This is a genomic window from Streptomyces sp. NPDC030183 (assembly GCF_055573455.1).
In genome coordinates this window covers 167,788-189,838 of the sequence record NZ_JBVIBK010000019.1, presented here as the reverse complement: position 1 = coordinate 189,838, position 22,051 = coordinate 167,788, and the positions used below count along the sequence as shown (strand labels likewise).

At 72.6% G+C, this 22,051-nt stretch carries 17 protein-coding genes and 1 pseudogene; 8 read left to right on the top strand and 10 right to left on the bottom strand.

The window, feature by feature from the left end; all coding sequences use genetic code 11:
• Window positions 1-49: 49 nt before the first annotated feature.
• Together ACZ4Z2_RS23770 and ACZ4Z2_RS23765 are read right to left on the bottom strand one after the other, a co-directional pair.
• Window positions 50-829 carry an ABC transporter permease gene (locus ACZ4Z2_RS23770; RefSeq protein ID WP_468078672.1) on the bottom strand — a complete coding sequence of 260 codons (780 nt, stop codon included), beginning with the start codon at window positions 827-829 and terminating at the stop codon, window positions 50-52.
• Between the two features lie 80 nt (window positions 830-909).
• Window positions 910-1,926 carry an ATP-binding cassette domain-containing protein gene (locus ACZ4Z2_RS23765; protein ID WP_468078653.1) on the bottom strand — a complete coding sequence of 339 codons (1,017 nt, stop codon included), beginning with the start codon at window positions 1,924-1,926 and terminating at the stop codon, window positions 910-912.
• A 101-nt stretch (window positions 1,927-2,027) separates the two neighbouring features.
• Here ACZ4Z2_RS23765 and ACZ4Z2_RS23760 point away from each other — a divergent pair, with 101 nt between their 5' ends.
• Window positions 2,028-2,885, top strand: coding sequence for a TetR/AcrR family transcriptional regulator (locus ACZ4Z2_RS23760; RefSeq protein WP_468078652.1), 858 nt, complete (start codon window positions 2,028-2,030; stop codon window positions 2,883-2,885).
• Between the two features lie 215 nt (window positions 2,886-3,100).
• Here ACZ4Z2_RS23760 and ACZ4Z2_RS23755 read toward each other — a convergent pair whose 3' ends face one another.
• Together ACZ4Z2_RS23755 and ACZ4Z2_RS23750 are read right to left on the bottom strand one after the other, a co-directional pair.
• On the bottom strand, window positions 3,101-3,841 hold the full coding sequence (locus ACZ4Z2_RS23755) for a VOC family protein (RefSeq protein WP_468078651.1): 741 nt from the start codon (window positions 3,839-3,841) through the stop codon (window positions 3,101-3,103).
• Between the two features lie 164 nt (window positions 3,842-4,005).
• Complete coding sequence (locus ACZ4Z2_RS23750) at window positions 4,006-5,013, bottom strand: TolB-like translocation protein (protein WP_468078650.1); 1,008 nt, start codon at window positions 5,011-5,013, stop codon at window positions 4,006-4,008.
• 144 nt (window positions 5,014-5,157) lie between these two features.
• Between ACZ4Z2_RS23750 and ACZ4Z2_RS23745 the strand changes: the two genes are divergently transcribed.
• The 4 genes and pseudogenes from ACZ4Z2_RS23745 to ACZ4Z2_RS23730 all read left to right on the top strand — a co-directional run bounded on the left by ACZ4Z2_RS23745 (window position 5,158) and on the right by ACZ4Z2_RS23730 (window position 8,893).
• Entirely contained in the window at window positions 5,158-5,841 is a 684-nt protein-coding gene (locus tag ACZ4Z2_RS23745) for a GDSL-type esterase/lipase family protein (RefSeq protein WP_468078649.1), read from the top strand.
• Between the two features lie 116 nt (window positions 5,842-5,957).
• A pseudogene (locus ACZ4Z2_RS23740) lies at window positions 5,958-6,392 on the top strand (Uma2 family endonuclease); the annotation flags it as partial.
• Window positions 6,393-6,550: 158 nt separating this feature from the next.
• Complete coding sequence (locus ACZ4Z2_RS23735; protein WP_468078648.1) at window positions 6,551-7,870, top strand: MFS transporter; 1,320 nt, start codon at window positions 6,551-6,553, stop codon at window positions 7,868-7,870.
• A gap of 30 nt (window positions 7,871-7,900) precedes the next feature.
• The gene (locus ACZ4Z2_RS23730; RefSeq protein WP_468078647.1) at window positions 7,901-8,893 is read left to right on the top strand and encodes an aldo/keto reductase; all 993 of its coding nucleotides are present in this window, start codon (window positions 7,901-7,903) and stop codon (window positions 8,891-8,893) included.
• Window positions 8,894-9,226: 333 nt separating this feature from the next.
• Here ACZ4Z2_RS23730 and thpR read toward each other — a convergent pair whose 3' ends face one another.
• The 3 genes from thpR to ACZ4Z2_RS23715 all read right to left on the bottom strand — a co-directional run bounded on the left by thpR (window position 9,227) and on the right by ACZ4Z2_RS23715 (window position 12,692).
• A complete protein-coding gene (gene thpR, locus ACZ4Z2_RS23725) occupies window positions 9,227-9,793 on the bottom strand; it encodes an RNA 2',3'-cyclic phosphodiesterase (protein ID WP_468078671.1) in 567 nt (188 codons plus the stop codon).
• A gap of 96 nt (window positions 9,794-9,889) precedes the next feature.
• The gene (locus tag ACZ4Z2_RS23720; RefSeq protein ID WP_468078646.1) at window positions 9,890-11,170 is read right to left on the bottom strand and encodes an MFS transporter; all 1,281 of its coding nucleotides are present in this window, start codon (window positions 11,168-11,170) and stop codon (window positions 9,890-9,892) included.
• A gap of 1,084 nt (window positions 11,171-12,254) precedes the next feature.
• Window positions 12,255-12,692 (bottom strand): MarR family winged helix-turn-helix transcriptional regulator, encoded by a 438-nt coding sequence (locus ACZ4Z2_RS23715; protein WP_468078645.1) that lies wholly within the window; start codon window positions 12,690-12,692, stop codon window positions 12,255-12,257.
• 152 nt (window positions 12,693-12,844) lie between these two features.
• Between ACZ4Z2_RS23715 and ACZ4Z2_RS23710 the strand changes: the two genes are divergently transcribed.
• Window positions 12,845-13,027: a ribbon-helix-helix protein, CopG family gene (locus tag ACZ4Z2_RS23710; RefSeq protein WP_468078644.1), complete on the top strand. Its 183-nt coding sequence runs from the start codon at window positions 12,845-12,847 to the stop codon at window positions 13,025-13,027.
• Here the strand turns inward: ACZ4Z2_RS23710 and ACZ4Z2_RS23705 are convergent.
• A complete protein-coding gene (locus ACZ4Z2_RS23705) occupies window positions 13,020-14,426 on the bottom strand; it encodes an NCS2 family permease (RefSeq protein WP_468078643.1) in 1,407 nt (468 codons plus the stop codon). The two genes, ACZ4Z2_RS23710 and ACZ4Z2_RS23705, sit on opposite strands and share 8 nt — an antisense overlap.
• A gap of 188 nt (window positions 14,427-14,614) precedes the next feature.
• Here ACZ4Z2_RS23705 and ACZ4Z2_RS23700 point away from each other — a divergent pair, with 188 nt between their 5' ends.
• Both ACZ4Z2_RS23700 and ACZ4Z2_RS23695 read left to right on the top strand, forming a co-directional pair.
• Complete coding sequence (locus tag ACZ4Z2_RS23700) at window positions 14,615-14,956, top strand: DUF2530 domain-containing protein (RefSeq protein WP_468078642.1); 342 nt, start codon at window positions 14,615-14,617, stop codon at window positions 14,954-14,956.
• 216 nt (window positions 14,957-15,172) lie between these two features.
• The gene (locus tag ACZ4Z2_RS23695) at window positions 15,173-17,572 is read left to right on the top strand and encodes a cation-translocating P-type ATPase (protein WP_468078641.1); all 2,400 of its coding nucleotides are present in this window, start codon (window positions 15,173-15,175) and stop codon (window positions 17,570-17,572) included.
• 144 nt (window positions 17,573-17,716) lie between these two features.
• On the opposite strand, the gene ACZ4Z2_RS23690 is transcribed toward ACZ4Z2_RS23695, so the two are convergent.
• Complete coding sequence (locus ACZ4Z2_RS23690; protein WP_468078640.1) at window positions 17,717-18,505, bottom strand: calcium-binding protein; 789 nt, start codon at window positions 18,503-18,505, stop codon at window positions 17,717-17,719.
• A 272-nt stretch (window positions 18,506-18,777) separates the two neighbouring features.
• Window positions 18,778-21,903, bottom strand: coding sequence for a sacsin N-terminal ATP-binding-like domain-containing protein (locus ACZ4Z2_RS23685; protein WP_468078639.1), 3,126 nt, complete (start codon window positions 21,901-21,903; stop codon window positions 18,778-18,780).
• Window positions 21,904-22,051 lie beyond the last annotated feature (148 nt).

Sequence of the window (22,051 nt, the reverse complement as noted above, 5' to 3'; positions counted from 1 at the left end):
GCCTCCTTGTGCGCCGGACGCCTCCCGTGTCACCCGTCCGCGGGGCGGGTCAGCGGCTCAGCTTCTGGAACCTCCGCACCGCCAGCGGCAGGAAGACCAGCGTGAGCACCACCGGCCACACACCCGCCATCAGCAGCGCGTGCTGCTCGATCCATGAGTCACCGCCGCCGACCGGGGTGCCGAACAGTTCGCGGGTGGCGGCCGCCGTGGAGGAGAGGGGGTTCCAGGCGGCGACCCAGCCGAGCCAGTCGGGCATCAGCTGGGGGGCCACGAAGATGCTGGAGATCATGGTCAGCGGGAAGGCGACCGCGAACAGGCCACCGGCGGCCTCCGGGTTGGGCACCAGGAGCCCCAGCCAGACCCCGATCCAGATCAGCGCGAACCGCAGCCACAGCAGCAGACCGAACGCGGCCAGGAAGCCGGGCCCGAGGTCGGGGCGCCAGCCCATGGCGAGGGCCGTCACCATCATGATGGCCAGCTCCGCGCAGGCGACCAGCAGATCGGTCACCCCGCGCCCGGCGACCACCGCCGACGGCGCCATCGGCATGGAGCGGAAGCGGTCGATGACGCCCTTGGTGGAGTCGTACACGACGAGGGTCGCGGTGTTGATGAACCCGAAGGCCATCGTCATCGCGAACATGCCCGGCATCAGGAAGTCCCGGTAGTCCCCGCCGCCGGGCACCCGCATGGCGCTGCCGAAGACATAGCCGTAGAGGAGGACGGACAGGATCGGGAAGCCCAGCTGCCAGGCGATGTTGACGGGCTGGCGCCGGTAGTGGGTGAGGCCGCGGCGGACGATGTTCCCGACGTCGGCGAGCAGCCAGTACATCTGGCCGTGGACGGGGCGGTCGGCGAGGTCCAGGGCGCCGGAGCCGGCGCTCGGACGGGTACCCGGGCTGATGCTGGTGCTCATGCGGCGGCCCCCTTCGGCTGCGACGCGGACGGCGGGGTGTCCCGCTCGCCCGGCGATTCGGTGCGGTGTCCGGTCAGACGCAGGAACACGTCGTCCAGGCTGGGCCTGCGCAGGCCGATGTCCTCGACGGCGACGCCCTCGTCCTGGAGGGTGCGCGCCACCTCCGTCAGGGCGTTCACCCGGTCGGTCACCGGGGCGTGCACGCGCAGCCCGGCCTCGTCCGCCTCCGGTTCGCCGTCGGCGACGCGGGCGATGACCTTGACCGCGTGCGGGATGTCGGCGCGGTCGGCCACGACGACCTCGACACGGTCGCCGCCCACGGTGTTCTTCAGCCCGTCGGGGGTGTCGTCCGCGATGGCCCGGCCCTGGTCGATGACGGTGACGCGGGAGGCCAGCTTGTCGGCCTCCTCCAGGTACTGCGTGGTCAGCAGGACGGTCGTGCCGCCCGCGACCAGGGCCCGCACCGAGTCCCACACCTCACCCCGGCTGCGCGGGTCGAGGCCGGTGGTCGGCTCGTCGAGGAAGAGGACGGCCGGGGTGAGGATCATGGAGGCGGCGAGGTCCAGCCGGCGCCGCATGCCGCCGCTGTACTTGCCGACGCCCTTGTCGGCGGCGTCGGTGAGGCCGAACTGGTCGAGCAGCTCGGTGGCGCGCAGCTTCGCCCCGCGTCCGCCCAGGTGGAAGAGCCGGCCGAACATCTCCAGGTTCTGCCGTCCCGTCAGCACCTCGTCGACGGCCGCGTACTGGCCGGTGAGGCCGATCCTCGCCCGTACCTCGCGGGCCTGCCGGGCCACGTCGAGACCGGCGACCGTCGCCCGTCCGCCGTCCAGCCGGACGAGGGTGGAGAGGATGCGGACGGCCGTGGTCTTGCCCGCGCCGTTCGGGCCGAGGAGGCCGTGGACCGTGCCCTCGCGGACGGCCAGGTCGAAGCCGTCGAGCGCGCGCTTCTCGCCGTACCGCTTCTCCAGGCCCTCCGCCCGGACCGCGTACCCGTCGCCGTTCCCGTCGCTCATGGGTCCCCCCTTCGCTAGAACTGAGTACACCGTACCCTAATTCGCGTACGTCGTACTCAGTTTTTCGGAGGCGGCTCTTGGGAGGGATTTAGACTCGGCACATGACGAGCAGCGAGAGCGGTACGCGGGCCAGCGGCAGCGGCGACATCGTCCGCACGCTCGAACTGCTGTGGGACACGGGGCGGCGGCCCAGCCGGGGCCCCAAGCCGGGCCTCAGCCTGGAGCGGATCGTGGAGGCGGCGGTCCGGGTCGCGGACGCGGAGGGGCTGGAGGCCGTGTCGATGCGGCGGGTCGCCACGGAGCTGGGGACCGGCACGATGTCGCTGTACCGCTATGTCCCGGGCAAGGCCGAACTCCTCGACCTGATGCTGGACCGGGTGCAGCGGCCCTCCGACGATCCGGCGGGCCTCGGCGACGGCGGCTGGCGGTCCGCGCTGGAGGCGCTGGGCCGGGCGACCCTCGCGCTCTACCGCCGCCATCCCTGGCTGCTCCAGGTCAACCAGAGCCGGCCGATCCTCGGGCCCAGTTCGCTGGACGCGATGGAGAAGGTGCTGTCCCGGATCAAGTCCATGGGCCTGACCGACCCCGAGCTGATCTCCGTGATCGTCACGATCGACGGGTACGTGGTGGGGGCCGCCCGCACCCAGCTGTACGAGGCGGAGGTGGAACGCCGGACCGGCCTTACCGACGCGGAGTTCTGGGCGGCACAGGCCCCCGTGCTGGAGAAGGTCATGACGTCCGGGCGGTACCCGATGCTGGCCGCCCTGTCCGAGGACGCGTTCGGCCGGGACTTCGACCACTTCGAATTCGGCCTCCAACGCATCCTGGACGGCCTGGAAACCCTGGTGACCCGGCGAGCCGAAACCACGCCCGAACCGGGAAGCACCCCCGGCAGGGCGCGCACCGACGAGGCCCCGCTCCCGACCGACCCTGGAACCACGGCCCCGGACCCGACCTGAGCCGGGGACACGGGCGGGAACGGCGCCGACGCCGGGAGACGCGGGCGCTGGAGGCGACGCCGGCCCCGACGCCGAGGACACGGGCGAAAGCCTGCCTGAGCCCTCCGACGCCGAGGACGCGGGCGGAAGCCTGCCTGAGCCCGGCCCACCTGCGCCCAGGGGACAGGCGCGAGCCCCGGTCGAACCCGGCCCCCGGGCGGGAGCCCGGGGTGGGGTCAGTGGGGGGCCAGGACGCAGAACTCGTGGCCCTCCGGATCGGTGAGGCAGGTCCAGGGGACCTCGCCCTGGCCGACGTCCAGGTCGGTGGCGCCGAGGGCCCGTAGGCGGGCCACCTCCGCCGCCTTGCCGTCGCCGGGGTACGGCAGCAGGTCGAGATGGACGCGGTCCGGCACGGTCCTCCCGCCGGGCGTGCGCAGGAACTCCAGGTACGGGCCGACCCCCTTGGCGGAGCGCAGCAGCGCGTGGTCGTCGGTCACCTCGTGCAGCGTCCAGTCGATCGCCTCACCCCAGAACCGGGCCATGGCCCGCGGATCCGCGCAGTCCACCACCACCACGGCGATCGGCCCGGTGTCCCGGTACACCTCCCGCGGCTCCAGCACGCAGAACTCGTTCCCCTCCGGGTCCGCGAGGACGGTCCACGGCACGTCGCCCTGGCCCACGTCGACGGGCGTCGCGCCGAGCGCCCGCAGCCGCGCGACCAGCTCCGCCTGGTGGGCGGACGAGGTGGTGGCGATGTCGAGGTGCACCCGGTTCTTCACCGGCGTCTTGGGCTCCGGCACGGGCACGACGTCGATGCCGACCGCGACGGGATGCGGCCAGACGAGCCCGCCGACGGGCCCCACATAGGTGGCCGCGCCGGGGCTGTACGCGCTCCAGCCGAGCGCCTGCGCCCAGAACCGGCCGACCGCCGGGGCGTCGACCGCCTTGATGATCACATGAACGGGTCGCAGCGCCATAGCCCTGATCCTAGGCAGCGGGGGACGGCACCCGGGGGCCGGTCGCGTCCGACGGGCCGTGGGACGCACACCCCATCAGGACGACCCTCCGAGACGCACACCCCACCAGGACGGCCCCCGGCAAACGCACCCCGGCAGACGCACCCCCGCGAGGACGCACCCCGTCAGGACGGCCGGCGCAGGACCCGTCTGAAGCCCCAGATGACGACGACGGCACCGCCGACGGCGATCGCGCCGACCTTGAAGCCCGTGCTCGTGCCCTCGCCGTCCTCCGCGGCGGACGAGCCGCCCCCGCCGGAGGAGGACGAGCCGGAGCCGCCGTTGCCGGAACCGCCGCCGGGTGCCTCCCGGGCGACGACCGTGCTGCCCTCGCCCTCGCTGCCGTACATGATCTTCGAGCCGTCGGGGGTGTACGTGAGGGACTCACCCTGCCGTTGCAGGGGCACGCTCAGCCGGTCGGCCTTCTTGATCTTCCCGCCGTTCCAGTCGTAGAGGATCGCGCCGAAGTACGACCGCAGGGCGAGGTGCTTCCCGTCCGGCGAGAACGCCCCGTCGGTGACCTCCAGATCGGGTACGGAGGCGACCTTCCTGAAGATGTTCGTGCCGGACGCGGACAGTTCGGCCGGGCCCTCGTACAGCGAGCCCCCCGCGTCGTTCTTGTCGGCGATGTAGACGCGGCCGGTCCTCGGGTGCACCATCAGCGCCTCCGCGTCGCGCGCCCCGTCCTCGTACTTCACGACGTACTGCGTGGCCCTGACCGTCTGGTCCTTGAGCCGCTTCGGCTCCGGCAGCTCGTAGATCCACACGTACTGCCAGGTCCCGCCGAGGTTGTCGCCGATGTCGCCGACGTAGAGGTGGTTGTCCGGGCCGATGGAGATCGCCTCCACGTCCCGCGGTGTGCCGACACCGGTCAGTGTCAGGGTGGCCACCGTCTCCCCCGTCGCGCCGTCCACGGCGTACAGGAACGCGCCGTCGTCGCTGTCGTTGTGGGTCCAGTAGACGCCCGGGTGCTGACGTGAGGCCGCCAGACCGCTGGCCTCGGTGATCCTCGGGTCCTTCACCGTGAAGTTGCCGTCGTCGGCGGCCGCGGGCACGGCCGGTACGGCGGCGAGCAGAGCGCCGGCGAGCACGGCGAGACCGGCGAGGAGGGGGCGGCGGGATGGTCGGCGCATGCCTCCCACCCTGCCATGCCGCTCCGCCGGGCGGGGGTGGGCGAGCGCCGCGGGAGCCGTGGTCCCGCGCCACGTGGTGATGCTCACAGAGGTGGGTGACCCCGTCCGCCTTACCGATGGGTAGCGATCGTCCATGATGAGCCCATGCTCAGGTTCATGCCCGTAGGCGACTCCATGACGATCGGCAGCGCGGGCGAACACACGTGGCGCTACCGGCTGTGGCAGCACCTGTGCGCGTCGTACGACGGCCCGTTCCGGATCGTCGGGCCGCGCGAGGCGCTCTACGACAAGGCGACGGACGCCCCCACGTCGTACGAGTACGCCGACGGCGACCCCCGCTTCCCCCGCGCCCACCTCGCCGGCTGGGGCGAGGGCTGGCTGCACATGGCGCCGCTGATCGCCGACGCCGTCCGCGCCCACCGCGCCAACGTCCTGCTCGTCTCCCTCGGCCTGATCGACCTGGGCTTCTACACGGACGCCGAGCAGACCATCGAGAACACCCGCCGCTTCGTCGCCGCCGCCCGCGAGGCCGACCCGCGCGTCCGCATGGTGCTGCTGCCGGTCATCCCGAACGTCCGCGCCGAGGACGACGCCGCCTTCGCCGCGCAGGTCGCCCGCTTCAACGAGCTCCTCGCCAAGACGGCCGCCGACCTCGACGAACCCCGCTCCCCGCTCCTCCTCGCGTCCCCGCCCCCGGCGTACGACATCCACCTGGACACCTACGACGGCACCCACCCCAACGCCTCCGGCGAGCACCGCATCGCGGCGGCCTACGCGAACGCGATGCACGAGGCGTGGGGACTGGGCGGCCCGTACGAGCTGCCGTAGGCCCTGCCGCGCAACCGGTTCGTCGGCGCCGCACATGTCCTGGTCACCGTGCGTATCGTTGTACCGCGCGGCTTTTCGCTACCCGGCGGCAGCCGGGAGGAGCGCCACGATGACCGTCGCACTGGCAGATCATCCTGGACATCATCGAACAGTTGCGCACCGCATACCCGCGCACGCGTGTGAAGTCCGACGTCCGTATCGACTATCCGGGCCACCTCAACGGGTTCTCCACCGACGTGACCCTGGTGTCCCGCGACGCCGTCCAGGACGCCAAGGGCCAGTGGAGCTGCGAGGACGTCGAGTTCGTCGCCGAGGTCATCTCCAAGGGCACCGCGGCCAACGACTACGGCCCCAAGAAGACGGCCTACGCGACCGCCGAGGTCCCCGTCTACCTGATCGCGGACCCGTACCAGGGCAGGTGCCACGTGTACCGGAATCCCAAGCAGGGTGAGTACGTCATCGAGACGACCGTCCCGTTCGGCTACGAGCTGGACCTCACCGACACCGTCGTCGGCCTCACCCTCAAGACCGACGAGTTCCCCCGCGACTGACCCCGGACCCGGCCGCCTCACCAAGGGGCCGCCAAGGTGTGGCCAAGACCCGTTCACGGGCCGGGAGCGGGCTTGCCCCGGGGCGTCCCCGCTCGCTTGGATGGCGCCGTCGGCGTGAGGACGGGCTGCGTCGCGCACGGCGACGGGAGGGGCCCGAGGTGGTGGCGGGGACGGCCGGGCGGGGACTGGGCCGGGAGTTCCGGTGGCTGTGGACGGCGTACGCGGTCAGCACCTGCGGCACCCGGCTCGCGTTCGACGCGCTCCCCCTGCTCGCGGTCCTCGTCCTGGGCGTCGGCCCGGCGGAGGTCTCGGCGCTCGCGGCCACCGGCCTGGCCGTCGGCGCGGCGGTGGCCGTACCGCTCGGCCCCTGGGTGGAGTTCCGCCGCAAACGCCCGGTGATGATCGCCACGGATCTGCTCCGCGCCGGCGCCCTGCTGACCGTCCCCGCCGCCTACGCCCTCGACCTGCTGTCCTTCCCGCAACTGCTGCTGGTCTCGGTCGTCGTCGCCGCCGCCGACATCACCTTCGGCGCGGCGAGCGGCGCCTTCCTGAAGTCCCTGGTCCCCCCGGAGCACCTGCTCGCCGCGAACGGCCGCTTCGAGGCCACCAACTGGACGGCGACCATGCTCGGCCCCCCGCTGGGCGGCGCCGCGATCGGCCTCCTCGGCCCGGTGGTCACCCTCGTCACCGACGCGATCAGTTACCTCCTCTCCGCGACGGCCCTCCGGGCGATAGGCGACACCGGGCGATCCGCCGAGCGCCCGGTGAAGCGCCCCGCGCACGACGGGGAGGCGCCCTCGGCCCGCACAGCCCCCGAACCGGCCGCGCCCCGCCGCGCCCGTGACCTGCTCGACGGCTGGCGGTACATCCTCACCAGCCCGGCGCTGCGCCCCCTGTTCCTCAACACGATCCTGGTCAACGGCCTGATCATGGCGACCGCCCCGCTGCTGCTGGTCCTGATGGTCGGCGAGCTGGGCTTCGCGCCCTGGCAGTACGGTCTGGCCTTCGCCGTCCCCTGCGTGGGCGGGCTGATCGGCTCGCGGCTCGCCCGGCGGCTGGTCGCCCGCCACGGACAGCGCCGGGTGCTGCTGGCGACGGGCGCGCTGCGGGCGTGCTGGCCGGTGGGGCTGGTGTTCGTCCACCCCGGCGTCACCGGGCTCGCCCTGGTGATGGCGGTGGAGCTGGGCCTGATCACCTGCATGGGCGTCTTCAACCCGGTGATGGCCACGTACCGCCTCGACGAGACCCCGCCGGACCGGGTCGCCCGCACCCTGTCCGCCTGGTCGGTGACCAGCAAGCTGACGATCGCCGCGCTGACCGCCCTGTGGGGCGTGCTGGCCGCCGCCACGGGCCCCCGCACGGCGGTCGCCGCGGCCGGTGCCCTCATGCTCGCCACCCCGCTGCTCCTGCCCCGCCGCCGGCCCGCCGGGCACCAGGCCCCGGACCGCCCGCGGGCCGCCCGGGGCCCCCTTGCCTAGAGCGCACTCCACGGCCTTGGCTAGGGGGCCATGGAGTACACACAGCTCGGACGTACGGGACTCAGGGTCAGCCGGCTGGTGCTCGGCACCATGAACTTCGGGCCGCAGACCGACGAGGCGGACAGCCACGCGATCATGGACGCGGCGCTGGACGCGGGGATCAACTTCTTCGACACGGCGAACGTGTACGGCTGGGGCGAGAACAAGGGCCGTACGGAACGGATCATCGGCGACTGGTTCGCCCAGGGCGGCGACCGCCGTGACAAGGTCGTCCTCGCCACCAAGGTGTACGGCAACATGGCGGCGGACGGCGACGCCTGGCCCAACCACGACAAACTGTCCGCGCTGAACATCCGGCGGGCGGTCGACGCCAGCCTGAAGCGGCTGCGGACGGACTACATCGACGTCTACCAGTTCCACCACGTCGACCGCGCCACCCCCTTCGAGGAGATCTGGCAGGCCGTCGACGTCCTGGTCCAGCAGGGCAAGATCCTCTACGTCGGCTCCTCCAATTTCCCCGGCTACAAGATCGCCCAGGCCAACGAGATCGCCGCCCGGCGCTCGGGCACGATCGGCCTCGTCAGCGAGCAGTGCCTCTACAACCTGGCCGAGCGCCGCGCCGAGATGGAGGTCATCCCGGCCGCCCAGGAGTACGGGCTCGGGGTGATCCCCTGGTCGCCGCTGCACGGCGGACTGCTCGGCGGGGTCCTGAAGAAGGAGGCCGAGGGCGGCCGCCGCGCCTCCGGCCGCGCCGCCGACACCCTGGCCGACCCGGCCGCGCGCGGCCGGATCCAGGCGTACGAGGACCTCCTCGACAAGCACGGCATCGAGCCGGGCGAGGCCGCCCTGGCCTGGCTGCTGACCCGCCCCGGCGTCACCGGCCCGATCGTGGGACCGCGCACGGCCGCACAACTGGAGTCCGCGATCCGGGCGGCCGAGCTGGAACTGAGCGAGGAACTGCTCGCTTCCCTGGACGAGATCTTCCCGGGCCCGGGCCCGTCCCCGGAGGCTTTCGCCTGGTAACCACGGGCCGCCCGGAGGCTTTCGCCTGGTAACCACGGGCTGCCTCCAGGGGCCCGGGAACCTCATGCCCGGCCCCGCCCGTACACCGGGCCGGACTCAGGCCCGCGCGGACCACCCGGCTCGCGCGGGCCCTCGGTCACCGCGTCGGTTCGGGGTCTCCCAGGGCTGCTCGTTCGGGCGTCGTCGGCGCGGTCACTTGTCCAGTGCCGCCGCGAGGGCGACCACCACGAACATCAGCACAAGCACACCGGCCATGATCCGGTTACGGGTCTTCGGGTCCACACCACCGAGCCTAACCGCCCGGTTCCGGCCCGCCCGAGACGGGCCCCACGCTCAGGCGCCGAGCGGCCACCGCTCCACGGCCTCGTACCGCGGCTGCTCCCCGGGCACCCCCGACGCCGGCAGGTTGCTCCGCACCAGGGCCAGGTCGGCGACGGTCCAGGTGCGCCCCACGAACGCGTCCAGCACCTCCACGTACGGCCGCACCTCGAACGCCTCCCGGCTGCGGGCCACCGTCAGATGCGGTGTGTAACGGCGGTGCTGCCCCATGTCGACACCGGCCTTGCGGCCCGCCGCCTCCGCCCGGTCGGCCAGCAGCCGCAGGGTGCGCAGATCGCCCCGCGCCCCCGCCCACAGCGCCCGCCCGTGACCGAACTGCCCGCCGCCCGCCACGGCCAGCGGGAACGGCTCGCCGCGGTGCGCGGCCCGCGCGAGCCGTTCCGACAGCTCCGGTACGAGGGACTCGTCGACCTCCCCGTAGAAGGCGAGCGTGAAGTGCCAGCCGGGCGGCTCGGTCCACCGCAGCCGGTCGGCACCGGCCAGCCCCCTCAACCGGCCCACGGCCGCACCGAGTTCGTCCACCACATCGGCCGGCGGCAGCACCGCCGCGAACAGTCTCATGGCACTCATGCCCGTCACCCTCCCAGGTCAAGGGATCACCTGGCGAGCGCTCCCGGACCCTTGATCGCCGGTCGAACCCCGGTCGCCCGTGGACTCCTAGCTCTCGACCAGCTCCTTCTTCTCCGCCGCCGGCCGCTTCGGCACGAACCGCACCCTCGGCTGCCGGCCCTGCCAGCCCACCGACAGCCGCATCCCGCCGGACCTGATGAGCACCAGGCCCACCGTGACGGCGGCGGCCGTGGAGACGACACCGCCCGCGACGAAGCCGAGCCGGGGGCCGTACACGTCGGTGACCCAGCCGGCGATCGGCGCGCCCAGCGGTGTGCCGCCGAGGAAGACCATCATGTAGAGGGCCATGACCCGGCCCCGCATGACGGGGTCGGTGGCCATCTGGATGGCCGTGTTGGTGGTGACGTTCACCGTGAGGCCGAACATCCCCAGCGGGACCATGAACAGCGCGAAGACCCAGTACGTCGGCGCCAGCGCGGCCACGATCTCCAGCACGCCGAAGGCGAGGGCGCCCCCGATCAGCACCCGCAGCCGGGCCGTGCCGCGCCGGGCCGCGAGGAGGGCGCCGGCGACGGAGCCGACCGCCATGAGCGTGTTGAAGAGGCTGTACGAGCCGGCGCCGGTGTGGAACACGTCGTCCGCGTACGCCGACAGCCAGACCGGGAAGTTGAAGCCGAAGGTCCCGATGAAGCCGACCAGCACGATCGGCCACAGCAGTTCCGGGCGCCCCGCGACGTACCGCAGGCCCTCCCGGAGCTGGCCCTTCTTCCGGGGCGCCCGGCGGGCGGGGTGCAGCTCACGGGTCCGCATCAGCAGCAGGCCCGTGATGGGGGCGATGAAGGAGAGGCCGTTGTACAGGAACGCCCAGCCGGTGCCGACGGTGGTGATCAGGACGCCCGCGACGGCGGGACCGACCAGGCGGGCCGACTGGAAGTTCGCGGAGTTGAGGCTGACCGCGTTCTGCAGCTGGTCGGGGCCGACCATCTCCGACACGAACGACTGCCGGGCCGGGTTGTCGACGACGGCCGCCATGCCGACGGCGAAGGCGGCCATGTACACGTGCCACACCTCGACCTGATGGGAGAGCGTCAGCGCGGCCAGCGCGAGCCCTGTCACGGCCATCGCGGTCTGGGTCACGAACAGCAGCCGCCGCTTCGGGAACCGGTCGACGAGGACGCCGCCGTAGAGCCCGAACAGCAGCATGGGCAGGAACTGGAGCGCCATCGTCACGCCGACCGCGGTCGACGAACCGGTCAGGCTGAGCACCAGCCAGTCCTGCGCGATCCGTTGCATCCAGGTGCCGATGTTCGACACCACCTGCCCGACGAAGAACAGCCGGTAGTTCCGCACCCGCAGCGACCGGAACATCGACACACGCTCACGGGGGGCGGGGGCTTCGGGGGCACCGGCTGCAGGATCGGAGCCGGCGGTCGGTCCGGCGGCCGGTCGGGTTGCGGGGTCGGTGGCCGGTCCGGTGGCCGGTCCGGTGGCAGGGTCGGTGGCCTGTCCGGCGGCCGGTCCGGCGGCCGGTCGGGTTGCGGGGCCGGTGGCCGGTCCGGTGGCAGGGTCGGTGGCCTGTCCGGCGGCCGGTGACGCAGGGACGCTCGCCTCGGCAAGGGGAGCGCCGGCAGGCGGCTCGCGGTCCGCGAGGGGCTCGGGGGCGGCGGCGGTGACCGGGGCAGGAGCGGGGGCCGTGGCGCGGGGCTCCACTGGAGCCGGGGCCGGGGGCCGGGGCTCCACCGGAGCCGGGGCCGTGGGCCGGGGCTCCACCAAGGCCGCGGTCGGGGCGCCGGACTCCACCGGAGCCGGGGCCGTGGCGCGGGGCTCCACCGGAGCCGGAGTCGGGGTGCCGGGCTCGACCACGGCCGTCGGGGGCGTGGCGCCGGGCTCGGCCAGGGGCGTTGGGGTCGTGGGGCGGGAGTGGGGGGGCGTCGGCGAGCCGGGGTGCACGAGGGGGGCCGGGGCGGCGGTCGGGTCGAGGGCCGGGGAGCCGGTGGTATCCGGCGGGGCCTCGGGGACGCCGTGGGCCGGCGGTGACTCGTGGGCGGTCGTCGGTGCGGGGGCGGAAGCTGCTCCGGTTCCCGAACTCAAAGGGGTTCGCCTCCTTGCGCTGAACACATGTACGTCCTGCGGTTGCGTGAGCCTCACTGCTCCTGTTCTGTCTGCTGGCTTCGGGGTCCGCCCATGCGGGGCCCATGACGGCGCACGGGCTGTCCGGCGGGGCGCACCGGCGGCTTCCCCGGCGTGCGGTCATCGCTTCGCAGCGCGACGGCCCGGCGGCCGCCCGGCGCGGCGGACGGCCTCGGTGACCGCCCGGCGGCGCCCGGCGCTCCACCCGGACGCCCCCGCGCTGCGCTGGGCACCCCCGCGCTCCGCCCGGAGGCTCCCGGCGCTCGCGGGACCGGTGCCGTCGACCGGGGCCCCCGACCGGGGCCGGCCCCGGTCCGCCCGCTCAGAGGTGCGCCAGCTTCTCCAGCACCGGCGCGGCCGCGCGGAGCGACTCCCACTCGTCCTCGTCGAGCCCCTCGACCAGGGACGCGAGGAACGCGTTGCGCTTGCGGCGGCTCTCCTCGAGCATCGCCTCGGCCCGCTCGGTCTGGGTGACCACCTTCTGCCGCCGGTCCTCCGGGTGCGGCTCCAGTTTCACCAGCCCCTTGCTCTCCAGCAGCGCGACGATGCGGGTCATCGACGGCGGCTGCACATGCTCCTTGCGGGCGAGCTCACCGGGTGTGGCGGTGCCGCAGCGGGCGAGCGTGCCGAGCACGGACATCTCCGTCGGGCTCAGCGACTCGTCGACCCGCTGGTGCTTCAACCGGCGGGACAGGCGCATCACGGCGGACCGCAGCGCGTTCACGGCGGCCTCGTCGCCGCCATGGGTCAGGTCAGGCATGTTCTTTAGCTTAACTCATTACTCTCGCTAAGGACCACCGGAACCCCACGACCGAACCGTGAGACCCGCCACGCGCGGGGCGCTCACTCATACGAGTGACTAATACGCCAAACGCCGCACGAGGCCCCGGATCGCGTCTGACCCTCGTACTCATGGGGACCACAGTGCTCAGCCTGCGGATAGACCGGGAACTGCTCGACCGGCTCCGGGACCACGCGGCGAAAAGGGGAATGAGCGTCCAGGACTATGTCATCGGGACGCTCATGAGGGACGACTTCGACCAGCGGTTCCGGACCGCCGTCGAGGAGACCGAGAAGTTCTACGGCGTCACGTGAGCCCCAACGCCGGCATCAGGTAGTAGAAGCCGAAGACCGCCGCGACCACGTACATCGCGACCGGGACCTCCCGTCCGCGACCGGCGGCGAGGCGCAGGACGACGAAGGTGATGAAGCCCATGCCGATGCCGTTGGTGATCGAGTAGGTGAACGGCATCATCACCATCGTCACGAAGGCCGGCACCGCGATCGTGTAGTCGGCCCAGTCGATCTCCCGGACCGAGCCCGCGAGGATCAGGAAACCGACCGCGAGCAGCGCGGGGGTCGCCGCCTGGGACGGCACCATCGTGGCGACCGGCGTGAGGAACAGCGCGAGCCCGAAGAGGGCACCGGTGACGACGTTCGCGAAGCCGGTGCGCGCGCCCTCACCGACACCGGCCGTGGACTCCACGAAGCAGGTCGTGGCCGAGGAGGAGCTGGCACCGCCGGCGGCGACCGCGATGCCGTCGACGAAGAGGACCTTGTTGATGCCGGGCAGCTGGCCGTCCGCGTCGGTCAGCTTGGCCTCGTCGCCGACACCCATGATCGTGCCCATCGCGTCGAAGAAGCACGACAGCAGCACCGTGAAGACGAAGAGGATGCCGGTGAGCATCCCGACCTTGCCGAAGCCACCGAAGAGGCTGACCTCGCCGAGCAGCCCGAAGTCGGGGCTCGCGACGGGGTTGCCCGGCCACTTCGGGGTGGTGAGGCCCCAGGAACCGGCGGGCAGCTTGGCGACCGACTCGATGATCACGGCGAGCAGGGTCATGGCGACGATCGAGATCAGGATCGCGCCCGGCACCTTGCGCACGATCAGCGCCAGCGTCAGCAGCGCGCCGAGCACGAAGACGAGGACGGGCCAGCCGTTGAGGTGACCGGTCGCGCCCAGCTGGAGCGGGACGGTGGTCTTGGCGACGTCCGGGATCCGGGTGACGAAACCGGAGTCCACGAGCCCGATCAGCATGATGAACAAACCGATACCGATGGAGATGCCCTTGCGCAGACCCAGCGGCACGGCGTTCATGACGCGCTCCCGCAGCCCCGTCGCCACCAGCAGCATCACCACGAACCCGGCGAGGACGACCATGCCCATGGCGTCCGGCCACGACATGCGCGGCGCGAGCTGGAGCGCGACGACCGTGTTGACGCCGAGACCCGCCGCCAGCGCGATCGGCACATTGCCGATGACACCCATGAGGAGGGTGGTGAACGCGGCGGTGATCGCGGTCGCGGTGACCAGCTGGCCGTAGTCCAGCTGATGCCCGTACATGTCCTTCGCGCTGCTCAGGATGATCGGGTTCAGCACGATGATGTAGGCCATCGCGAAGAAGGTGGCGAACCCGCCCCGGATCTCCCGCGACAGCGTGCTGCCGCGCTCCGAGATCCTGAAGTAGCGGTCGAGAGTGCCCTGCGGGGACATGCGGAACCTCATCCCCAACAGGTCCCCCCGGCTGTTGGAGTTTTCTACGAACAGAAGTGGCCAATCAGAAACCGTTTCAGTATGAACATATGATGCGCCAAACTCCATCTCCGCGCGTAGACCCTTGGGGCGCCGCGGTTCCCCCGGCCCCGGAAGGGCCGCGCCGGTAGTGCTCGTAAGCTGTGCGCATGGCGAAGTGGACCCCCAAGCACGAGGCGCCGGAGCCCCTGGAGGGCCCCGTGGTGCCGACCATCATCGGCGGCACGATCCTGTGGTTCGTCCTCTTCGTCGCCCAGGTCCCGTTCTACGGCTGGTACGAGGACCACGGACACACCTGGTGGGTGTGGACCTGCCTCGCCGGCGCCGGGCTCGGCCTGATCGGCATCTGGTACGTCAGGAAGCGGGACACGGCGATCAAGAGGGACGCGGCCCGAAAGGCCGCGGAGGACGCGGAGGCTGCCGCCGGGGCCCCCGTGGACGGAACGGCGGCGGCCGAGCCCGCGAAGCCGGTGGAGTCGGAGACTCCCTGAGGCTCGTGGAGGTTCGTGGGGTCGGAGACTCCCTGAGGTTCGTGGAGGTTCGTGGAGTCGGAGACTCCCTGAGGTTCGTGGAGTCGGGGACCCCTTGAGGTTCTACGGGCAGCCCGTGCGACCCCGGAACCAGCCCCGCGCCCGCCCCTCCTCCCCTGGTCGGACTTTGGCGGACTCGGCGGGTGAACCCCCAAGTCCGCACGTACCGTCGAAGGCATGACGCACATCGACGCGGGCACCGACCTCGATCCTGTGCACCCCACCACCGCCCCGGTCACGGGGCGGGCGCGCGGCCTGACCGCCGCCGAGGTGGCCGAGCGAGTGGCCCGCGGCGAGGTGAACGACGTCCCCGTACGGAGCAGCCGCTCCCTGGTGGACATCGTCCGCGCGAACGTCTTCACCCGGTTCAACGCGATCATCGGCGTCCTCTGGCTGATCATGCTGTGCGTCGCGCCGATCCAGGACAGCCTGTTCGGCTTCGTGATCCTCGCCAACACCGGCATCGGCATCGTCCAGGAGTGGCGGGCGAAGAAGACCCTGGACTCGCTCGCGCTGATCGGCGAGGCGAAGCCGACGGTGCGCAGGGACGGGGTCGCGGCGGTGGTCGGCACCTCCGAGATCGTCCTCGGGGACCTGCTCGAGATCGGCCCCGGCGACAAGATCGTCGTGGATGGCGAGTGTGTCGAGACGGACGGCCTGGAGATCGACGAGTCGCTGCTCACCGGGGAGGCCGACCCGGTCGTCAAACACCCCGGCGACCCGGTGATGTCCGGCAGCTTCGTGGTCGCGGGCGGCGGGGCGTTCACCGCGACGAAGGTGGGCCGGGAGGCGTACGCGGCGCAGCTGGCGGAGGAGGCGAGCCGCTTCACCCTCGTCCACTCGGAGCTGCGCTCCGGTATCTCCACGATCCTCAAGTACGTGACGTGGATGATGGTCCCGACCGCGATCGGCCTGATCGTCAGCCAGCTGATCGTGAAGGAGAACGACTTCAAGGACTCCGTCGCCCGCACGGTCGGCGGCATCGTCCCCATGGTCCCGGAGGGACTGGTCCTCCTCACCTCCGTCGCCTTCGCGATCGGGGTGATCCGCCTCGGCCGCAAACAGTGCCTGGTGCAGGAGCTGCCGGCCATCGAGGGCCTCGCCCGCGTCGACACCGTGTGCCTGGACAAGACGGGCACGCTGACCGAGGGCGGCATGGACGTCACCGAGCTGCGCCCGCTGAACGGCGGCGACGAGGCGTACGTCCGGAAGGTGCTCGGTGCGCTCGGCGAGTCCGACCCCCGCCCGAACGCGTCCCTGAAGGCCGTCATCGACGCCTACCCCGACAGCGAGGACTGGCGCTGCACCGAGGCGCTGCCCTTTTCCTCCGCCCGCAAGTACAGCGGCGCCCGCTTCAGCGAGGGCGACGGCCAGTCCAGCACCTGGCTGCTCGGCGCGCCCGACGTCCTCCTCCCCGACGACGACCCGGCGCTCGCCGAGACCGAGCAGTTGAACGAGAAGGGGCTACGGGTCCTGCTGCTGGTACGGGTGACTCGCGACCTCGACGACCCGGAGGTGGCGCGGGACGCGCGCCCCACGGCCCTCGTCGTCCTCGAACAGCGGCTGCGGCCCGACGCCGCCGACACCCTGCGCTACTTCGACGAGCAGAACGTCCGGGCGAAGGTCATCTCCGGTGACAACGCGGTGTCGGTCGGCGCGGTGGCCGGGAAGCTGGGTCTGACGGGGGAGGTGGTCGACGCGCGCCGCCTGCCCGCCGAGCGGGACGCGATGGGCGAGGCGCTGGACGGGGGCACCGTCTTCGGCCGGGTCACCCCGCGGCAGAAGCGGGACATGGTGGGCGCCCTCCAGGCGCGGGGCCACACGGTGGCGATGACCGGCGACGGGGTGAACGACGTGCTGGCCCTCAAGGACGCCGACATCGGGGTGTCGATGGGGTCGGGCTCGGAGGCGACGCGGGCGGTCGCCCAGATCGTGCTGCTGAACAACAGCTTCGCGACGCTGCCGTCGGTGGTGGCGGAGGGCCGCCGGGTGATCGGCAACATCACGCGGGTGGCGACCCTGTTCCTGGTGAAGACGGTGTACTCGGTGCTGCTGGCCGCCCTGGTGGTGTGCTGGCAGGTGGAGTACCCCTTCCTGCCCCGCCACCTCACCCTGCTCTCCACGCTGACGATCGGCGTCCCGGCGTTCTTCCTGGCGCTGGCCCCCAACAAGGAGCGGGCGCGACCCCACTTCGTCCGCCGCGTCATGCGCTACGCCGTCCCCGGCGGGGTACTGGCGGCGCTGGCCACGTTCGCCACGTATCTCATCGCCCGGCACTACTACGCGGGTGAGGGCGCGTTGGAGGCGGAGACGAGCGCGGCGACGCTGACCCTCTTCCTGATCTCGATGTGGGTGCTGGCGATCATCGCCCGCCCGTACACCTGGTGGCGCCTGGGCCTGGTGGCGGCGATGGGCGGCGCCTTCCTGCTGGTCCTGGCCGTCCCCTGGCTCCAGGACTTCTTCGCGCTCCGCCTGGTCGGCACGACGATGCCGTGGACGGCGGTCGGGATCGCGGCGGGCTCGGCGGCGGCCCTGGAGTTCCTGTGGCGATGGGTGGACCACCGCTTCCCCGCGTAGCGCGGCCACCGCATGACGAAGCCCCCGGAGCGGGGCCCCCAGGTGGCCGGCGGGTTCGCCGGCCGTTCGGGGGCCCGTGTCCAGGGGCCTGTCACCGCTGACCGTGCAGCGGTGGGTTGCTGCCGCTTGCTTGGTTCCTGCCGCTTACTTCACGTCGAGCGTGTCGCCCACGGCCGTCGCCGCCGCCGTGCCCGAGCTGCCCGCGAAGACGTAGCGGTACGTGCCGTCGACGGTCGCCTTGACGGTGGTGGACAGGTCGCCCGTGGCGGACGTCTTGACCGTCTTGACGTTCTTGTAGGCGGACGCGCCCGCCGCCTTGAACTGGAGCGTCACCGACTGGTTGCCGTACGCGGCGTTCGTGCCGGCGTCCCAGTTGGCGCGGGTCAGCTTGCTGGTGACGGTGACCGTCTCGCCCTTGGCGACCGGCTCCGGGGCGACGTCCGCGCCCTGGAGCTGCGTGGCACGCTGCACCTTGAAGGACTTGGCGTTGTCCTTCTGGATGTAGTTGGTGTCCTTGGCCTGGGCGATCACCCAGGTCTTCCAGGTGCCGGCGACCTTGTTGACCGCGTTGCCGCCGGCCTCGAAGGTGTAGTTCGCCGAGCAGGTCGACTTCGTGGAGCTGACCTTCTTGCACTTGATCCAGGTACTGCCGGAGGCCGCCGCGCTGTCCGCGGTCTCCAGGCTCCCGCCGTGGTACAGCTGCGCGGCGGCACGCCACGCACCGGAGTTGTCGGTGACGGAGAAGGACAGCTTGACCGTCTTCTTGCCCGTGGCGCCGACGACGACGGGCTTGCCGCCGTTGATGACGAAGTTGGAGACCTTGATGTTGCCGATCTTCTCGTCGGCCTGTGCGGCCGGGGCGGCGAACGCGGTCAGGGCCAGGGCGCCGATGACGATGCCCAGAGTGGCACGCTTGTGCAATGTATTCCCCACGTGGAAGGGATCTCGCGGCAGGTCAGTGTCGCGCGGGATCCGTTTGTCGGTCTGAGAGCCCGAGGGCTTCGGGAGACTCCGGGGGTTCAGGGGACCCCCGCGGCTCACGGGAAGCCGGTCGGCTCGGGTGATCAGATCCATGAGTGTGGCGAATAGTTGTACGAGATGCGAATGAGTTTCGGAGATGTTGCGCACGTCACATCCGCATCCTCGACCACAGGGGCACCAAGGCGTGACAACCGGGACGGACCCGTCCGACCGTCCCGGCCCGGTCAGTCGAACCAGCGGTCGCGGGCCAACTCCTCCGTCCTGGACGGGTCTTCGAGCAGCGCCGCGACCTCGAAGCGGCGCGGCCACTGACCCGCCGCCCACGCGAGCCCCGCCGCCACGCCCTCCAGGGTCGCGGCGTGCAGAACGCCGTCCCTGGTCCGGCGCCAGTCCAACTCGACCCCGTCGACGACGAGTTCCTCGTGCTCGACATAGGTCGCGGGGGTGGCCGGCCCGAGCAGCACCCGCACCGAGTCCGGTACGTCGTGCTCCGTGCCCTCGGAGTCCACCTCGCCCGTCACCGACTCGCTGAGCCGCCGCACCTGGAACAGCTCGGCCAACTCCGCCGCACGGGACGGCCGTACGGGCAGCAGCGGCACACCGGAGGTGAAGGGAAGCAGGTCGGGCGAGTCGACGACGACCGCGTCGGCGGCGTCCACGACCGTCACCTCCCCGTCCACCACGGCCCGCAACTCGTCGGGCAGTGTGACCTGTTCTGGGTCGAGGTCGGCCAGCGCGCCGTACAGGCCGTGCAGTTGCGCGGCCGTGACGTCCCGCTCCGGGTCGGCGAGGCGGTCCAGCAGCTCGGCGGCGCCGCCCGGCTCGTCGAGCAGCGCGGCGACCGACGTGCGCACGCCCAGCGCCCGCAGGACCTGCTCGTCGTCGAAGCCGGTGGCGTCGGCCTCGTCGTACAGGCCCCGCAGGAGCGGGTCGCCGCCGGACGTGAGGAGACCGGCGGGGCGGCGGCCGTCGAGGACGGGGTGGCCGCGCAGCCACCACGCCGTGTACGGGCGGACGACCTCGTGCGTGCCGTCGGGCAGCAGGATCCGCACCGGCTGCACGAGCGCGTCCCGCAGCGGCGGCCGGGCGAGCAGGGTGAGCGCCTCGGGCCAGCGGTCCTCGTCGACGAGGTCCAGGTCGCGCACGGCGACGATCTCGGTGGCGACCGGGGGGACGGGACTGTCCGGGAACCGGTCGAGGATGTCCTCGCACCACACGTCGACGGCGTCCAGCAGACCGGCGTCGTCGGGCTCGGCGAAGTCCCCGTCGCGCGGCTCCAGTTCGTCGGGGTCGAGGACGACGTCGGTGGCGCGGACGAGGGCGAAGTCGGCGAGGACACCGCACGCCGCCAGCGGCTGCTCGCCCCACCGTTCGGCCAGCTCGGCGTCCACGAAGGCCAGTTCGTCCTCGCGCATGATCCGGGCGAACGCGCTGCCGGGCAGGACGAGTTCACCGGCGGGCGACAGCTCGCCGTCCTCGTCGGGCAGGGCGAGGGCGCCCAGCCAGGGCTCGTCGCCGGGGTCGAGGGCGGCGTCGCGGACGAGGGTGAGGACCAGCTCCGCGAGCTCGTCGGCGTCCGGGCGGCCGTCCTCGTCGTCCCACGCCATGCCGTCGTCGTCCAACGAGGCGGCCACGGCGGCCCGCACCTGCGGGGTGGTGAGCACGGCGCGCGGGGTCGCGGGCAGGGCGCCCAGCTTCTCCAGGAGCGGGTGCGCGGCGTCCGGGTGGGCGACCTTCAGACCGAGCCGGGCGAGGGTCTCGGGGGCCGTCTGCGGGCCGTCCGGGGTGGGCAGCAGCACCTGGCGCGGCCCGATCGTCGTACGGCCGTCCGCGAGCGGCACCGGAAGCCCCGACAGGCGGTCCGGGTCGACGCCCGCGAGGCTGTCGTAGAGCCGCCGCCACCAGTCGGGCGCCTTCTCCAGACCGGCGAGCCGGTCGATGGTGTCGCCCAGCGGGAGGCGCGCGACCCCGAGCGTGCGCAGCTCCGCGCGCCGTTCGAGCCCGGCGGGCAGCAGACAGGGCAGCACCTCGGCGAGGACCCGCACCGTCTCGACGCCGGCGCCCTCGACGACCTCGGCGTCGCGTGGCCGGATCGCCTCGGGCAGCTCGTCGTCGTCCGCGGGCGGCAGCGCGCGCGGCAGGAACGCGGTGCGCGGCAGCCGCTCCAGGATCGCCTGGCGCAGCGCCCCGTCCAGCTCGCCCTTGCCGAGCGGGCCGGGCACGAGGTCGATGATCTGCTCGGTCACCGGCTGCCAGGCGGCGAGGAGTTCGGTGTACGCGTCGGCCGCGCGCTGGACGAGGAAGTCGGTGAGCGGCCCGGGCGCGGCGTGCCGCCGGGTCGTGTCCAGCGGGAACGAGGCGATGAGCAGCGCGGGCACACCGAGGGCCTCGTCGCTGGGCGTCGGCGCGTGCACCACGGGGCTGGTACGGGGACGGACCGGCGCGCCGTCGGGCCCGGTCGGCACCGCCCACGTCACGGACCAGTGGGGCCGCAGCCGCTCCTCCACGGGCCGGTCGGCGAGCAGCGCGGCCTCGATCGCGCCGTGCTCGGCGGTCGTGCGCCAGCGCGTGACACCGTCCCTCGAGTCATCGATGACGACGTACGCCCCCTCCTCGCGCCGTCGCACGGTGCGCGGAGGGGCGTCACCGTTCTCGATGACGACCTCCTCCAGGCCGGGCAGGGCGAGGAGCAGGGCGTCGTCGACGGCGTTCAGCAGCCGCTCGGCGAGATCCCCGGCGGCGGCGTCGCGCAGCGGCAGGATGACGACGGTGTCGTACGTCTCCGGCGCGGAGCCCTCGGCCGCGAACGGCAGCCGCAGCAGCGGTACGTGCCCCTCGCGGCGGCGGATCTCGTCGCCGAGTCCGGGGCTGTGCCGGGCGGTGTCGGCGGCGAGCAGCCGGGCCTCCGCCAGCGACCAGCGGATACCGCCGTGCCGGCCGACGACGGCGGGCTCGTCGGTGACGGCGAGGACGGCGGCGAACCCGACGCCGAACCGGCCGACCGCCTGGTCGTGGCCCTCCCGTTTCGCGGACGCGCGCAGCGTGGACAGCGACTCGACGCCGGCCGCGTCGAGCGGGGCGCCGGTGTTGGCGGCGACGAGGACGCCGTCGCGGAGGGTGAGCCGCAGCCGTCCCGGCACCTTGGCCCTGGCCGCCGCGTCGGCGGCGTTCTGCGCCAGCTCGACGACGAGCCGGTCCCGGTACCCGCCGAGGGCGAGGTCCTCCTCGGCGTTGGCGTCCTCGCGGAACCTCGCCGGACTGGTCGCCCAGGCGTCCAGCACCCCGCGCCGCAGCCGCGCCGTCCCGAACGGATCCGCACCCTCGGCCGCCGGCCGCACGAACTTGCTCACGGTTCACCTTCCATGTCGCCGTGAGCACGAACGTACCGCGTCGCTGCGCCGGCTTGCGCCGGGGCGCCTCGGGGGAGAGGGGGCCGGGTGCGTCGGCGGGTGCGGGTGAGTGGGGGCTGGTCGCGCCCACGCGGCGGAGCCGCATATG